The 14,888-nt window shown below is 70.7% G+C and carries 14 protein-coding genes; 7 read left to right on the forward strand and 7 right to left on the reverse strand.

The window, feature by feature from the left end; genetic code table 11:
* Window position 1 precedes the first annotated feature (1 nt).
* Window positions 2-157, reverse strand: a complete 156-nt coding sequence (locus tag BMY97_RS47130; protein ID WP_177231472.1) for a hypothetical protein — start codon at window positions 155-157, stop codon at window positions 2-4.
* Window positions 158-366: 209 nt separating this feature from the next.
* Between BMY97_RS47130 and BMY97_RS21555 the strand changes: the two genes are divergently transcribed.
* From BMY97_RS21555 to BMY97_RS21580, 6 genes are all read left to right on the forward strand, one after another.
* Complete coding sequence (locus BMY97_RS21555) at window positions 367-1,545, forward strand: winged helix DNA-binding domain-containing protein (RefSeq protein ID WP_091618844.1); 1,179 nt, start codon at window positions 367-369, stop codon at window positions 1,543-1,545.
* Between the two features lie 300 nt (window positions 1,546-1,845).
* Entirely contained in the window at window positions 1,846-2,847 is a 1,002-nt protein-coding gene (gene gap, locus BMY97_RS21560) for a type I glyceraldehyde-3-phosphate dehydrogenase (RefSeq protein WP_091618846.1), read from the forward strand.
* A 5-nt stretch (window positions 2,848-2,852) separates the two neighbouring features.
* Window positions 2,853-4,067: a phosphoglycerate kinase gene (locus tag BMY97_RS21565; RefSeq protein WP_091618848.1), complete on the forward strand. Its 1,215-nt coding sequence runs from the start codon at window positions 2,853-2,855 to the stop codon at window positions 4,065-4,067.
* Window positions 4,067-4,852: a triose-phosphate isomerase gene (tpiA, locus tag BMY97_RS21570; RefSeq protein ID WP_091618850.1), complete on the forward strand. Its 786-nt coding sequence runs from the start codon at window positions 4,067-4,069 to the stop codon at window positions 4,850-4,852. The genes BMY97_RS21565 and tpiA overlap by 1 nt, the downstream gene beginning before the upstream one ends.
* Before the next feature lie 134 nt (window positions 4,853-4,986).
* The gene (gene secG / locus BMY97_RS21575; protein ID WP_091618852.1) at window positions 4,987-5,217 is read left to right on the forward strand and encodes a preprotein translocase subunit SecG; all 231 of its coding nucleotides are present in this window, start codon (window positions 4,987-4,989) and stop codon (window positions 5,215-5,217) included.
* A gap of 80 nt (window positions 5,218-5,297) precedes the next feature.
* A complete protein-coding gene (locus BMY97_RS21580; protein ID WP_091618855.1) occupies window positions 5,298-5,642 on the forward strand; it encodes an RNA polymerase-binding protein RbpA in 345 nt (114 codons plus the stop codon).
* 583 nt (window positions 5,643-6,225) lie between these two features.
* Here BMY97_RS21580 and BMY97_RS21585 read toward each other — a convergent pair.
* Window positions 6,226-7,431 (reverse strand): sensor histidine kinase, encoded by a 1,206-nt coding sequence (locus BMY97_RS21585; RefSeq protein ID WP_177231473.1) that lies wholly within the window; start codon window positions 7,429-7,431, stop codon window positions 6,226-6,228.
* Window positions 7,432-7,781: 350 nt separating this feature from the next.
* Between BMY97_RS21585 and BMY97_RS21590 the strand changes: the two genes are divergently transcribed.
* Complete coding sequence (locus tag BMY97_RS21590; RefSeq protein WP_091618859.1) at window positions 7,782-8,726, forward strand: glycoside hydrolase family 25 protein; 945 nt, start codon at window positions 7,782-7,784, stop codon at window positions 8,724-8,726.
* 69 nt (window positions 8,727-8,795) lie between these two features.
* Here the strand turns inward: BMY97_RS21590 and pgl are convergent, their stop codons facing one another.
* Genes pgl through tal form a run of 5 tightly spaced genes read right to left on the reverse strand, consistent with a single transcriptional unit; the run spans window position 8,796 to window position 14,885 of the window.
* Window positions 8,796-9,584, reverse strand: coding sequence for a 6-phosphogluconolactonase (gene pgl, locus BMY97_RS21595; RefSeq protein WP_091618861.1), 789 nt, complete (start codon window positions 9,582-9,584; stop codon window positions 8,796-8,798).
* Entirely contained in the window at window positions 9,581-10,612 is a 1,032-nt protein-coding gene (gene opcA / locus BMY97_RS21600; RefSeq protein WP_091618862.1) for a glucose-6-phosphate dehydrogenase assembly protein OpcA, read from the reverse strand. Before opcA ends, pgl begins: the two co-directional genes overlap by 4 nt.
* The gene (zwf, locus tag BMY97_RS21605; RefSeq protein ID WP_091618864.1) at window positions 10,609-12,144 is read right to left on the reverse strand and encodes a glucose-6-phosphate dehydrogenase; all 1,536 of its coding nucleotides are present in this window, start codon (window positions 12,142-12,144) and stop codon (window positions 10,609-10,611) included. Before zwf ends, opcA begins: the two co-directional genes overlap by 4 nt.
* The gene (locus BMY97_RS21610) at window positions 12,141-13,760 is read right to left on the reverse strand and encodes a glucose-6-phosphate isomerase (protein WP_091618866.1); all 1,620 of its coding nucleotides are present in this window, start codon (window positions 13,758-13,760) and stop codon (window positions 12,141-12,143) included. The genes zwf and BMY97_RS21610 overlap by 4 nt, the downstream gene beginning before the upstream one ends.
* Before the next feature lie 9 nt (window positions 13,761-13,769).
* A complete protein-coding gene (tal, locus tag BMY97_RS21615) occupies window positions 13,770-14,885 on the reverse strand; it encodes a transaldolase (RefSeq protein ID WP_091618868.1) in 1,116 nt (371 codons plus the stop codon).
* Window positions 14,886-14,888: the final 3 nt, after the last annotated feature.

The following is a 14,888-nucleotide window of genomic DNA, read 5'->3' on the forward strand; positions in this document are numbered from 1 at the left end:
GCTACAAGTGACAGCTGACCGAGGTCACCGACACGTCGATCTTCGTCTTGGACTTCGGTGTGCTGACCATCGAGCGGGCGACCGTATAGGTGAGGTCGCACTCGTAACCGGAGGTCAGGGTGTTCGCCCCGAGGAACGAGATCCGGGGCTCGACCACCGTGGTGCAGCCTGCGGACCCGAAGCACTGCTTGGAAAACGTCTGCAGTTCGACCTTGAAGTCGGTTGCCTCGGGCGCTGCCCCTTGCAGTGGTGTGCCCGGGAGTCGCGGCCGTCTGTCGATCTGTTACGGCGGTCGGGCCCGAAGTCCCTGGCCCCGACCTGCCGGTCCCGCGTTTTTGTCGTACCCCGCTGGTAAGAACTTCCCTTGTGAAGATCACCCCAGACCAGCGCCGGGCCCGGCTCGGCGTGCGGCACCACCTCGCGGCCCCCGCCGCCTCGGCCGAGCAGGCCGCCGAGGGCGTCGTCGCGCTGCATGCCACCGATCCGGCGTCGGTGTACCTGGCCGTGCGGGCGCGCACGGCCGGCGGCGGCACCGTGGCCGGGGTCGAGCGCGCGTTGTACGAAGACCGCACGCTGCTGCGGATCCTCGGCATGCGCCGCACGGTCTTCGTCACCGGGGTGGCCACCGCCGCGGTCGTGCAGGCGGGCTGTTCGGCCGAAATCGCCGCCAGGCAACGGAAACTGCTCGAACAGCACCTCGCGAACCAGGGCCACCCGGAGAACCTGCCCGACCCGGGGCCGTGGCTGCGGGAGGTCGAGCAGAGCGTCGAAACCGCCCTGCGCGCCCGCGGTTCCGCCACCGCGCAGCAACTCGTGGAAGACGAGCCGCGCCTGCGCCAGCAGCTGCACATGGCCAAGGGCAAGCCGTACGCGGCGATCGGCAACGTCACCAGCCGCGTGCTCTTCCAGCTCGCGGCCGACGGGCGGATCGTGCGCGGCCGGCCGCGCGGCAGCTGGCTGAGCACCCAGTACGAATGGGCGCCGCTCGACGGGTGGCTGCCCGGTGGGCTCGCCGCGTGGTCTGCCGAGGACGCGAGGGCGGAGCTGGCCCGCCGCTGGCTGCGCGCGTTCGGCCCCGCACCCGTCGCCGACCTGCGCTGGTGGACCGGGTGGACGGCCGGCCAGACGAAAAAGGCGCTCACCGCCGTGCGACCCGTGGAGGTCGACCTCGACGGTGAGCCGGGAGTGGTCCTCGCCGACGACCTCGAGCCCGTCGCCGAGCCCGCGCCCTGGGTCGCGCTGCTGCCCGCGCTCGATCCCACCGCCATGGGCTGGGCGGCGCGCGAGTGGTACGTCGGCGGGCACCGGGAAGCCCTGTTCGACCGCAGCGGCAACATCGGCCCCACCGTGTGGAGCGACGGGCGGGTGGTCGGGGCGTGGGCCCAGCGCGCGTCGGGTGAGGTCGTGACCCGGCTGTTCGAAGACGTCGGCTCGGACCAGGCGGCGGCCGTCGAGAGGGAAGCCGCCGGGCTCACCGAATGGCTGGGGGAGGTGCGCGTGATCCCCCGGTTCCGGACCCCGGCCGAGCGTGACCTGGCCGGGTGAGCCGGGGCACCAATACCGATCCAGCGAGTGGTCCGCCTGCGGCCGTGTGACAGATCCGGTTTCGGCGTCGCAAGCGCGTGAGCTGGCTTCTTAATCGATTCTTGACGTGTTCGCGCAGTGGTGGAAGTCTCGTTGGGGCAGTCCGGGCCGCGCGCGCCCGCACGCTAGGGTTGCGCCGAAGTCCGGGAGCCTTCCGGGGTCCCGCCCCGGTTCCGGTTCGCCGCCGCCCGCGGCTGCGAACCGCACCGAGACAGCTGAACCGAAGATCCTTGTACTGAGATATTCAGAGGAGTGGCAGCAGTGACCGTTCGCGTAGGTGTCAACGGCTTCGGCCGGATCGGCCGCAACTTCTTCCGCGCCGTGAAGGCGAGCGGTCACGACATCGAAGTTGTCGCCTTCAACGACCTCGGCGACGTCAACACGATGGCGCACCTGCTCAAGTACGACTCCATCCTCGGCCGCTTCCCCGGCGAGGTCAGCGTCAGCGACGAGGGCATCGTCGTGGACGGCAAGACCATCAAGGCACTGGCCGAGCGCGACCCGGCCAACCTGCCCTGGGGCGAGCTGGGCGTGGACGTCGTCGTCGAGTCGACCGGCTTCTTCACCAACGCCGACGCCGCCAAGGCGCACATCGCCGGCGGTGCCAAGAAGGTCATCATCTCCGCGCCCGCCAAGGGCGAGGACCTGACCGTGGTGCTGGGCGTCAACGACGAGAAGTACGACGGCTCGCAGAACATCATCTCGAACGCGTCGTGCACCACCAACTGCCTCGGCCCGCTGGCCAAGGTCCTCAACGACGCCTTCGGCATCGAGCAGGGCCTGATGACCACGATCCACGCGTACACGCAGGACCAGAACCTGCAGGACGGGCCGCACAAGGACCTGCGCCGCGCCCGCGCCGCCGCGCTGAACGTGGTGCCGGCCTCGACCGGCGCCGCGAAGGCGATCGGCCTGGTGCTGCCGGAGCTGCTGGGCAAGCTGGACGGCTACGCGCTGCGCGTGCCGGTGCCGACAGGCTCGGCCACCGACCTCACGGTGACCCTGAAGAAGGCCGCGACCGTGGACGAGGTCAACGCCGCCTACAAGGCCGCCGCGGACGGCCCGCTCAAGGGCTACCTGCGCTACAGCACCGACCCGATCGTGTCCTCGGACATCGTCACCGACCCGGCGTCGTGCATCTACGACTCGCCGCTGACCAAGGTGATCGGCAACCAGGTCAAGGTCGTCGGCTGGTACGACAACGAGTGGGGCTACTCCAACCGCCTCGCGGACCTGATCAAGCTCGTCGGCTCGAAGCTCTGAGCCGGATGACCGTCAAGAACCTCGACGACCTCCTGGGCGAGGGCGTTCAGGGCCGCTACGTACTCGTGCGTTCCGACCTGAACGTCCCGCTCGAAGGGGATCGCATCACCGACGACGGCCGGGTCCGCGCCGCGCTGCCGACGATCAGGAAGCTCGCCGAGGCGGGCGCGAAGGTCGTCGTCACCGCGCACCTCGGCCGCCCCAAGGGCGAGCCGGACCCGAAGTTCACCCTCGCGCCGGTCGCCGAGCGGCTGTCCGAACTGCTCGGCGCCGACGTCGCGCTGGCCGGCGACCTGGTCGGCGAGTCCGCCAAGGCGCTGACCGCCGGCCTCGCCGACGGCGGCGTCGTGCTGCTGGAAAACGTGCGCTTCGACGCGCGCGAGACCAGCAAGGACGCCGTGGACCGCTCCGAGCTGGCCGCCGAACTGGGCGCGCTCGTCCCGGGCGGGGCGTTCGTGTCCGACGGTTTCGGCGTGGTGCACCGCAAGCAGGCCTCGGTGTACGAGGTCGCCTCGGTGCTGCCGGCGTACGCGGGCGGCCTGGTGCTGGCCGAGCTGGACGTGCTGAAGAAGCTCACCGACGACGTCGCGCGGCCGTACGTGGTCGTGCTCGGCGGCGCCAAGGTGTCGGACAAGCTGGGCGTGATCGCCAACCTGCTGACCAAGGTCGACCGCCTGCTCGTGGGCGGCGGCATGGCGTACACCTTCCTCAAGGCCCAGGGCCACGAGGTCGGCAACTCGCTGCTGCAGGCGGACCAGCTGGACCAGGTGAAGGGCTTCCTCGCCGAGGCCGAGAAGCGGAACGTGGAGCTGGTGCTGCCGGTCGACGTGCTGGCCGCCACCGGCTTCGCGGCCGACGCCGAGCACGAGGTCGTCCCGGCCACCGGGATCCCGGCCGACCGGGAGGGCCTGGACATCGGCCCGGCCACCCGTGAGCTGTTCGCGAGCAAGCTCGCCGACGCGGCCACGGTGTTCTGGAACGGCCCGATGGGCGTGTTCGAGTTCGAGGCGTTCGCCGGCGGCACCCGTGCCGTCGCCGAGGCGCTCGTGGCCAGCGACGCGTTCACCGTGGTCGGCGGCGGCGACTCGGCGGCCGCGGTGCGGCAGCTGGGCCTGCCCGAGGACGGCTTCTCGCACATCTCCACCGGCGGCGGCGCCTCCCTGGAGTACCTGGAGGGCAAGGAGCTGCCCGGTGTGGTCGCGCTGGAGGTGAAGAACTGATGGCGCGCAAGCCGTTCATCGCCGGCAACTGGAAGATGAACCTGAACCACCTCGAGGCGATCGCGCTCGTCCAGAAGATCGCGTTCGCGCTGCCGGAGAAGTACTACGCGAAGGTGGACGTGACGGTGCTGCCGCCGTTCACCGACATCCGCAGCGTCCAGACGCTCACCGACGGCGACAAGCTGCCGCTGACCTACGGCGCGCAGGACGTGTCGCCCCACGATTCCGGTGCCTACACCGGCGACGTGTCGGCGCCGATGCTGGCGAAGCTGGGCTGCAGCTACGTCACCGTCGGGCACTCGGAGCGGCGCGCGATCCACGGCGAGACCGACGAGCTGGTCAACAAGAAGGTCAAGGCCGCGCTCAAGCACGGCATCACGCCGATCCTGTGCGTGGGCGAGGAGCTCGAGGTCCGCGAGGCGGGCGAGCACCTGGCGCACACCACCGCGCAGCTGGTCGAGGGCCTCAAGGGGCTCAAGGCCGAGCAGGTGCAGTCGGTCGTCGTCGCGTACGAGCCGGTGTGGGCCATCGGCACCGGCAAGGTCGCGACCCCGGCCGACGCCGAGGAGTGCTGCAAGGCGCTGCGGGCCACGCTGAACGAGAAGTACGGCGACGAGGTGGCTTCGGCCGTTCGGGTGCTTTACGGCGGTTCGGTCAAGTCCGGCAACGTCAGCGAGCTGGTGGCGGCCGAGAACATCGACGGTGCTCTCGTGGGTGGCGCGAGCCTCGACGGCGACGAGTTCACCAAACTCTGCGCACTGGCAGCCGGTGGGCCGCTGCCCTGATCGGGGCCACTACCGGGTAACCTGTGTATCCGGTCCGTCACACAGCAGTGGACGAGTCCAGGGGTACGGTGAAGATCCGTGTGAGCGGGTCCTGGCCGTGCCCCTGCGTTCTCCGAAGAACTACAGAGGATGACATGAAGCTGTTCCTCCAAATTCTGTTGATTGCCACCAGCGTGCTGCTGGTGGTGGCCGTGCTGCTGCACCGCGGCCGGGGCGGCGGCCTCTCGTCGCTGTTCGGCGGTGGCATGCAGTCCAGCCTGGCCGGGTCCAGCGTGGCCGAGAAGAACCTCGACCGGATCACCCTGCTGCTGGGCGCCATCTGGGTGATCAGCATCATCGGCCTCGGCCTGCTGCTCAAGGTCTGACGGAACGGTAGCCCGCGCAGAGTGAGTGCATCGGCGTGCCTATTGGGGGGCGCGCCGCCGATTCGTAGGTGTGAGGATTCATGGTTGGCGGTAACGCGATTCGCGGCACCCGGGTGGGTGCCGGTCCTTCGGGCGAATCGGAGCGAGGTGAGTCGGCCCCACGTCGTCGCGTGTCCTACTGGTGCGCGAACGGCCACGAGGCCCGCCCGTCCTTCGCGATGGAGGCCGAGATCCCGGACGAGTGGGACTGCCCGCGCTGCGGCCTCCCCGGTGGGCAGAACGAGAAGAGCCCGCCCGCCGCGCCCCGCACCGAGCCGTACAAGACGCACCTGGCCTACGTGAAGGAGCGCCGCAGCGACGCTGACGGCGAAGCCATCCTCGCGGAAGCCCTCGAGCGCCTTCGCCAGCGCCGCGAACTGATCTAGGCGTTCGGCCCCAGAAACCACCGACCGGCTTCTCCACCGCCCGGCCGGTGGTTTTCTCATGCCCGGGCACCCGCGCCCCGGGCCGGAGCGCCCTGACCTGAGGACACTTCCGCCGACCCCGCCGAGGCCCGGAACCGCGGACGCCGGGGGAGTGGTGGCAAGCCCGGTCTCGGATGGGCAACCCTTCCGGCAAGCCTGGTTTTGGGTGGGCAGGCTCGCGGGAGGTCTGGATTTGGGTGGGCGACCCTCCAGCGGGCCTGGCCTGGGTGGGCAGGTCCCGGCAAGCGTGGCCTTGGGCGGGCAAGCCCGCGGGAGATCTGGCCTTGAGTAGGCAGGCTCAGGGGAGGTCTGGCCCCGGGTGGCAAGTCTGGCCTCGGGTGTGCGGGCGCGGGGGAGGTCGGCCTCGGGTGGCAAGTCTGGCCTCGGGTGGGCAAGCCCGCGGGGGATCTGGCCTCGGGCAGGCAACCCCCGGCAATCCGGCCAGGCCCCCGGACATCGTGGCCCGGAAATACCGAAGGGGCACCGCTGGAGCCGGGTTGCGGTCTCCTTGCGGTGCCCCTTCGGCTGGGGGACCGGGGGTGCGTCAGCGTTCCAGGGGGTACCTGGCCCGGACGCGGAACCCGCCGTCTTCGGTGTCGGCCGTTTCGAAGCTGCCGCCGAGGAGGCGGGCGCGCTCGGCTAGGCCGGTGAGGCCGTGGCCGCCGGACGGGAGGTGCTCGCCGGCGCGGCTGGCGCGCTCGTTGCGGACCTCGATGTTCAACGCGCCGCTGCCGCCCTGGATGCGGATGGTCGCGGTGGCGCCGGGGGCGTGCTTGTGCACGTTGGTCAGGCATTCCTGCACCGTGCGGTACGCCGCGGCCGAGACCTGGCTGGGCACGGTGTCCGGCAGGCGCTCGACGGTCAGGTGGACCGGCACGTCGGCGGTGCGGATCAGGTGGTCCAGCTCGCCGATCCCGGGGCGGGGGCCGTCGTCGCCGGCACCCGAGCGCAGGACGCTGACCAGGGAGCGCAGCTCCTCCAGCGTCCGGGTCGAGAGCTGGCGGATCACCTGCGCCGTCTCCTGCGTCCGGGCCTCGTTGCTGGCCTGGGCCTGCAGCGCGCCGGCCTGCATGGCGATCAGGGTGATCTGGTGCGAGACGACGTCGTGCATCTCGCGGGCCAGCCGGGCGCGCTCCTCGGCGCGGACGGCGTCGGCGTGGAAGCGGCGTTCGCGGTCGCGGCTCTTGGCCAGCTCGGCGAGCTTCGCCGAGATCTCCGAGCGGGCCCCGATCAGCAGGCCGATCGCGATGGGCATGCCGGCCACCAGCACGCCGTAGATCCCGTCGAGGAAGTGCTCACGCCAGCTGAGCTGCACGAAGTCCTCGAGCGGCCACTGGACGAACCGGCAGATGAACACCAGCCCGGCGCCCACCCAGGTCTGCCAGTGGAGCTGCCGGCGCGTGGCCAGCATGCCGAGGTTGATCATCGACGCCAGCTGCGCCCACCCGGCGAGGAAGCCCGGCACGGCGGCGAGCACGGCGAGGAACGGGAACCGGCGGCGGAACACCACGGCCAGGCACGCGGCGGCCGAAAGATAGACCGAATACGGCTGCGCTTTGGGCGGGATGACCAGCCAGACGTCGAGCACGGCCAGCAGCACGGCGGCCGCCTCGACACCCACCACCGAGACCGACGGCCGGCGAAGGGCGGCGAAGACTCCGGTCAGGCTCGCCCGCCTGACCCGGTCGGCAGCCCCCGCGCCGGGGCTGCCCATCGAGATGCCTGGAATCGAGAGTCCCTCTGTGCTCATCGCGGCGACCCCATTCGTCTTGTGGACTTGATGATGAGATGCGCGAGGTACCCGATCGGGACGCGTGGCTGCGAACAAATGTGCGGATGCTAACGAAGAGAGGTGTAACGACGGTAAGTTTCACCCCATCGCCGGTTCGGGGTGTCCTGGTCTCCGGCACTACGACATACGGGGGTGCACGCGTCCTTGATGTCACCTCGTGTCGATCACACCACCCTATGTTCACCTTACGGGTGATCCCACATACTGGTGAGCCGCTCTTCGGCGTAGACGCCGTTGCGCCATTCGGCGTGCCGGGACCCCACGGTTGGCGGTTCACTCGTACGGACGAAATCGAGATCCTGGGTCGCATGGCGCTGGGCATCGACATCTACCGGAGCTTCCAGACCGTCACCGACTGGCAGGGGGTCAAGAACCACGGCGTCACCTACGTCTACGTCAAGCTCTCCGACGGCGGCGGGCGGCCCGCGGGCGGCCCCGGGGACAACGAGGTCAACGGCGCCCGATCGGTCGGCATCCCGGTCGGCGGCTACCACTTCGTGCAGGCGAACCCCGGGCCGGAGGCCCAGGCCGACGTGTTCCTCGGCGAGGTCCGCCGGCTCGGCGCCACCGGCTGCGTGCCGATGCTCGACCTGGAGGACAACCCGGCGGGCTCGAAGCTGCCGAACATCCCGGACGGCCAGAAGCGCGGTTTCGCCACCGCCTTCTGCAACCACGTCGCGAGCCAGGGCTTCCGGCCCGGCGTGTACATGAACAACGCGCTGGCGAAGCAGCTGCGGCCCGACACCTGGGGCGTGTCCGGCCTGGTCATCTGGATCGCCCGGTACGGCGCGCGCCCCGACGCCGCGGCCGGGCGCTACGACCTGCATCAGTACTCCAGCACAGGACAGGTGCCCGGGATCAAGGCCCGCGGCGTCGATCTCGACGAGTCGTACACCGACGCCCATCTCACGGGGGGCGTTGCCCGACGGAAAGTGACCGAACTGATGGAACGCGTGAAGATCCCGATCAGCATGAACAGCAGTGCGGTGCGGCTGTACCTGTCCGGCAGCGATACCTCGGCGATCATCATCCGCCCGCACCTCAACGGCGACGGCTTCGCGGCCCACCCGGTGTGGCTCGGCAACATCTACGCCTGGGGCAGCGACAAGTCCGGCATCGGGCACAACCCGGTGACCGAGCCGGGCTTCGACCCGAAGGTCATGTCCCACCGCCGGTACGAGTTCCCGGGCGCGGTCTGGGCGGACCTCGAGTACAGCTCCGCCGAGGAGTTCGACATCGACATCGTCGGCTGAGCACTGGGCACCCCCCAGACACAGTGAAGGCCACCTCGGCGAACCGAGGTGGCCTTCACTGAAACCGGGTTACGCGTTGGGCGTCTGGTAGACCTTCGTCAGCTTCCCGGCCGCGGTGCGGTCCAGTAGCCAGAGCGTCCGCCGGTAGCCGCGGGCGCCGGAGACCGGCACCTGCGTCTCGTCGGCGCCCGAGAGCGCCAGCGAGACGGCCTCGGCCTTGGCTTCGCCCGCCGTCATCAGCCAGACCTCACGGGCGCGGCGGATCGCCGGCAGCGTGAGCGACACGCGGGTGGGCGGCGGCTTGGGGCAGTCCCGCACCGCCACCACCGAGTGCCCGGTGTCGTGGACCGCCGGCGAATCCGGGAACACCGAAGCGGTGTGCCCTTCGCCGCCGAGGCCCAGCATCATGATGTCGAACGCCGGGACGCCGCTGCCGTCGTCGGTCCCGTCGGCACTGGCGTTGGCGGCCAGCACCTCCGCGTACGCCGCGGCTGCCGCGTCCACGTCGTCGCCGAACTCGCCGTCCGACGGCGCCATCGCGTACACGCGCTTCGGGTCGAGCGGCACGTGGTCGAGCAGGGCCTCACGGGCCTGCTTCTCGTTACGCTCGTCCGAATCCGCGGGCACGAACCGCTCGTCGCCCCAGTAGAGGTCGAGGCGCGACCAGTCGATCGCGTCCCGCGCGCTGGACTCCTTCAGCTCACGCAGCACCGCGATGCCCGTGCCGCCGCCGGTCAGCCCGACCGACGCCGAGCCCTTGGCCGCCTGGATGTCCACGATCCGCGTGACCAGCCGGGCCGCCGCCGCGGCGGCCAGCAGCTCGCCGTTCGCGTAGACGACGACCTCGGTGCGGCTCATGAACCGCTCTTTTCCGCCGTCTTCGCCTTGGCGGGGGCCTTCTTGGCCGGGGCGCTCTTCGGAGCCGGGGCCTTCTTCTCGGCCGGTGCCGCCTTCGCCGTGGCCGTGGTGCCCGTGACGATCTTGTGCAGGCCGTGCAGCGACGCCTCGTAGACCTCGTCCGGGTCGAGCCGCCGCAGCTCCTCGATCAGGCAGTCCTCGTTGGTGCGCCGCTGCAGCGCGATCCGCCGCGTCGGCTGGCCCGGCTGGGTCAGCGTGCCGACCCGGCCGTCCGGCCGCGTCAGCTCCACCGAACCCGACCGCCGCTCCAGCGTCACCGAGATGATGCCCTGCGCACTGGAGCTCTTGATCCGCTTCACCGGCACCTTGAGGTACTCGGCGAGCCAGCCCGCGAGCAGCTCGGTGGACGGCGAGTCCGCCTCGCCGGTCACGGTCGCGCCGGTGACCTTCTCGTACGGCGGCAGGTCCAGCGCCGACACGAGCTGGGCGCGCCAGCGCGTCAGCCGGGTCCACGCCAGGTCGGTGTCACCCTCCACATAGGACTTGGCCCGCGTGGTGAGCGCCCGGATCGGGTTCTTCTCCGCGGCCGAGTCGGTGATGCGCCGCTGCGCGAGGTCGCCCAGCGGGTCCTCAGCCGGCGACTTCGGGCCGGCCCCCGGCCACCAGGTGACGATCGGCGCGTCCGGCAGCAGCAACGGCACCACCGCGCTCTGGCCCTGCGCGGCCAGCGGCCCGTAGAGCCGCAGCACGATGACCTCGCTCGCGCCGGCGTCGCCGCCCACGCGGATCTGGCCGTCGATGCGGGGCGCCGCGGTGCGGGCGCCCTTGGCGACCACGATCACCCGCGACGGGTGCTCCCGGCTCGCGTCGTTGGCCGCCTCGATGGCCTCCTCGAGCTTGGCGTCGTCGTCGGCCACTATCACCAGGGTCAGCACCCGGCCGAGCGCGACCTGGCCGCCCTGCTCGCGGATCTCCACCAGCTTCTTGTTCAACGCCGAAGTAGTGGTGGATGGCAGGTCGATGATCACGGACGCCTCCAGTTCCGGCCGGTACGCTCCAGCATTTCGTCCGCGCTCTTCGGTCCCCAGGTCCCCGGCGCGTACTGCTCCGGCGAGCCCTTCTCGGCCCAGTGGTCCAGGATCGGGTCCAGGATCTCCCAGGACAGCTCGACCTCTTCGTTCACCGGGAACAGCGAAGGCTCGCCCAGCAGCACGTCGAGGATCAGCCGCTCGTACGCCTCGGGGGAGGACTCGGTGAAGGCGTGCCCGTAACCGAAGTCCATGGTGACGTCGCGGACCTCCATCGTGGTCCCCGGCACCTTCGAGCCGAACCGCAGCGTGATGCCCTCGTCCGGCTGCACGCGGATGACCAGCGCGTTCTGGCCCAGCTCCTCGGTCGAGGTCGAGTCGAACGGCAGGTGCGGGGCGCGCTTGTAGACCACCGCGATCTCGGTGACGCGGCGGCCGAGCCGCTTGCCGGTGCGCAGGTAGAACGGCACCCCCGCCCAGCGGCGGTTCTGCACCTCCAGCGTCACCGCGGCGTAGGTCTCGGTCTTGGAGTCCTTGGCGAACCCGGCCTCCTGCAGCAGGCCGGGCACCTTCGTGCCGCCCTGCCAGCCGCCGGCGTACTGCCCGCGCGCGGTGGTCTCCTCGAACGGCTCCAGCGGCTTGGTCGCCGCCAGCACCTTCGCCTTCTCCGCGCGCAGCGACTTCGGCTCGAACGACAGCGGCTCGTCCATCGCGGTGAAGGCGAGCAGCTGCAGCAGGTGGTTCTGGATGACGTCGCGGGCGGCGCCGATCCCGTCGTAGTACCCCGCGCGGCCGCCGAGGCCGATGTCCTCGGCCATGGTGATCTGCACGTGGTCGATGTAGTTGGCGTTCCAGATCGGCTCGAACAGCTGGTTCGCGAAGCGCAGCGCCAGGATGTTCTGCACCGTCTCCTTGCCGAGGTAGTGGTCGATGCGGAACACCGACTCCTCGGGGAAGACGTCGTTGACGATCGCGTTCAGCTCTTCGGCGCTCTTCAGGTCGTGGCCGAAGGGCTTCTCGATGACGACGCGGCGCCAGGTGTTCTCGTCGGCGTTCGCCAGCCCGGAGCGGGCCAGCTGCTTGGTCACCACCGGGAACGCGCCGGGCGGGATCGACAGGTAGAACGCCGTGTTGCCGCCGGTGCCGCGCTCGGTGTCCAGGTCCTTGACGGTCTGGGCGAGGCGGTCGAAGGCGTCGTCGTCGTCGAAGGTGCCCTGCACGAACCGGATGCCCTCGGCGAGCCGGTTCCACACCGACTCCTTGAACGGCGTCCGCGCGTGCTCCTTGACCGAATCGTGCACCAGCTCGCCGAAGTCCTGGTGCTCCCAGTCCCGGCGGGCGAACCCGACGAGTGAGAAGCCGGCGGGCAGCAGCCCGCGGTTGGCCAGGTCGTAGATGGCGGGCATCAGCTTCTTGCGGGCCAGGTCGCCGGTGACCCCGAAGATCACCAGGCTGGACGGCCCGGCGATGCGCGGGAGCCGTTTGTCCCGCTCATCGCGCAGCGGGTTCTGCCACTGCGAGGAAACGCTCATGCTCCGACCTCCTGTACGGCGCGGACCAGCTCGGCCAGCCCGGCGGCGCGGTCGGTCAGGTGCAGCCGCAGCACCGGGCGGCCGTGCTCGGCGAGCACCTGGCCGTCGCCCAGCGCCTGCGCGTGCTGCAGCTGGCCGAGGGTGTACGGGCGGTCCGGCACCTCGAGGTCCTCGGCGACCGCGCCGGTGACCTGGAGGAAGTTGCCGTTCTGGTGGCCGCCCTTGTGGTACTGCCCGGTGGAGTGCAGGAACCGCGGGCCCCAGCCGAAGGTCGTCTGCAGGCCGGTGCGCTTGGCGACCTCGCCGCGAAGCAGGGCCGTGGACGCGTCGTCGAGGCGGTCGAGGTACGCCTGCACCGCGATGTACCCGTGCTCCGGCGCCGAAGCGAAGAACGCGCGCAGCACGTCCGCCAGCTTCCCTTCGGTGACAACACCTTCGCTGCCGAAGATCTCGACGGCACCGTCCACATTGGACGCGGTCTCGCCGCCCTTCAGCTTCTCGGGGTCGTCCAGAAGCGCCCGCGCGGCCTTCTTCGCGGCCTCGACGTCGGGCTGGTCGAACGGGTTGATCCCGAGCAGCCGTCCGGCGAGCGCGGTCGCGAACTCCCACAGCAGGAACTGCGCGCCGAGCGGGCCGGTGACGGCGATCTTCGCCGCTCCTTCCGCGTCGCCGATGGCGACCGGGGTGGCGTCGGACTTCGCGTCGGCGAAGCCAGGCGCGTCCGGGCCCTCGACGGCGACCGGCAGCAGGCCGGTGCCGAGCTTGCCGGTGGACTCCGCGATCAGCTGCTCCGCCCAGTCGGGGAAGCCCTTGATGCCGGAACCGGTGTCCGCCAGCACGACCTTTTCGGCGCCGCCTTCGTGCGCGGCGGCCCAGGCGGCGGCCAGCTTGATCGCCGGGTTGTCCGCCGAGTCGGAGCCGAGGACCCCGGCCACCGCGGCGGCCTGGTCGAGCAGCCGGGCGATGTCCGCGCCGGCCAGCCCCGCGGGCACCAGCCCGAACGCGGTGAGCGCGGAGTAGCGGCCGCCGACGTGCGGGTCGGCCAGGAAGGTCTTGCGGTAACCCTCCTTTTCGGACAGTTCGGCGAACGGCGAGCCCGGGTCGGTGACGACCACGATCCGCCGCGCCGCGTCGATGCCCGCGTCCGCGAACGCCTTCGCGAAGATCCGCCGGTGGCTGTCGGTCTCCAGCGTGCCGCCGGACTTGGACGACACCACCAGCACCGTGCGCTCCAGGTCGCCCGCGAGCGCGTCGGCCACCTGGCCCGGGTCGGTCGTGTCGAGCACGGTCAGCGCGACCTCGGACGTGCCGGCGATGACCTCCGGCGCGAGCGAGGAGCCGCCCATGCCGGCGAGCACCACCCGGTCGACGCCCTCGCCGCGCAGCTCCGTGCGCAGCGCCTCGATCTCGCCGATCAGCGGCCGGGACGACTTGTGCAGCGACGTCCAGGACAGCCGGATCGACGCCTCGGACTCGGCGTCCGGGCCCCACAGCGTGGCGTCGTTCGCGGCGAGCTTGGTGGCCGCTTGATCGGCGACCAGCCGCTCGACCAGGGGCGCCGCCTTGCCTGCCAGTTCGGCGTCGACGATCTCGACGCCGGTCTCATCCCCTGTCATGGTTCTGGTTCAGCCCTTCGCCTGGGAAAGCTGGCCGGTGACGGTGTCGAGCAGTTCCTGCCAGGACTTCTCGAACTTCTCCACGCCCTCGTTCTCGAGGGTGAGGAACACGTCGGTGATGTCGATGCCCACGCCGCTCAGCTGGTCGAACACGGCCTGCGCCTCGGCGCCCTTGCCGGTGACCTGGTCGCCGGTGATCTCGGCGTGGTCGGCGGCGGCGTCCATGGTCTTCTCCGGCATCGTGTTCACGGTGTCGGCGACGACCAGCTGGTCCACGTAGCGGGTGTCGGAGTAGGCCGGGTCCTTGACGCCGGTGGAGGCCCACAGCGGACGCTGCGCGTGCGCGCCGTCGGCGGCCAGCGCCCTCCAGCGGTCGGTGTCCAGCAGCTTCTCGAAGGCCGCGTACGCGAGCCGGGCGTTGGCGATGGCCGCCTCGCCGAGCAGCGCCTTGGCCTCGTCGGTGCCGATCGCGTTCAGCCGCTTGTCGACCTCACTGTCCACACGGGACACGAAGAACGAGGCGACCGAGTGGATGCCCTTGAGGTCGTGGCCGTTGGCCTTCGCCTGCTCCAGGCCGGCGAAGAACGCCTTGATGACGTTCTCGTAGCGCTCGACCGAGAAGATGAGCGTGACGTTGACGCTGATGCCCTCGGCCAGCACCGCGGTGATGGCCGGCAGGCCCTCCTCGGTGGCCGGGATCTTGATCAGCACGTTCGGCCGGTCGACCGTCTTCCACAGGTCCTTGGCCTCGGCCACGGTCTTCGCGGTGTCCTTGGCCAGGCGCGGGTCCACCTCGATGGACACGCGGCCGTCGACCCCGCCGGTGGCGTTGTAGACGTCGCGGAACAGGTCCGCGGCGTTGCGCACGTCGGTGGTGGTCAGCTCGCGCACGGTCCCGTCGAGGTCCGCGCCGCGGTCGGCCAGCTCCTTCACCTGCGCGTCGTAGGCTTCGCCCTTCGACAGCGCGTTCGCGAAGATCGTCGGGTTGGTGGTGACGCCGACGACGTGCTTGTCGCGGACGAGCCCGGCGAGGTTGCCCGTGTTCAGCCGCTCGCGCGAAAGGTCGTCCAGCCAGATCGAGACCCCGGCCTCGGACAGCTGCGCGAGCCGATCAGTGGTGCTCATGGT

Source organism: Amycolatopsis saalfeldensis (assembly GCF_900110575.1).
Taxonomy (GTDB): domain Bacteria; phylum Actinomycetota; class Actinomycetes; order Mycobacteriales; family Pseudonocardiaceae; genus Amycolatopsis; species Amycolatopsis saalfeldensis.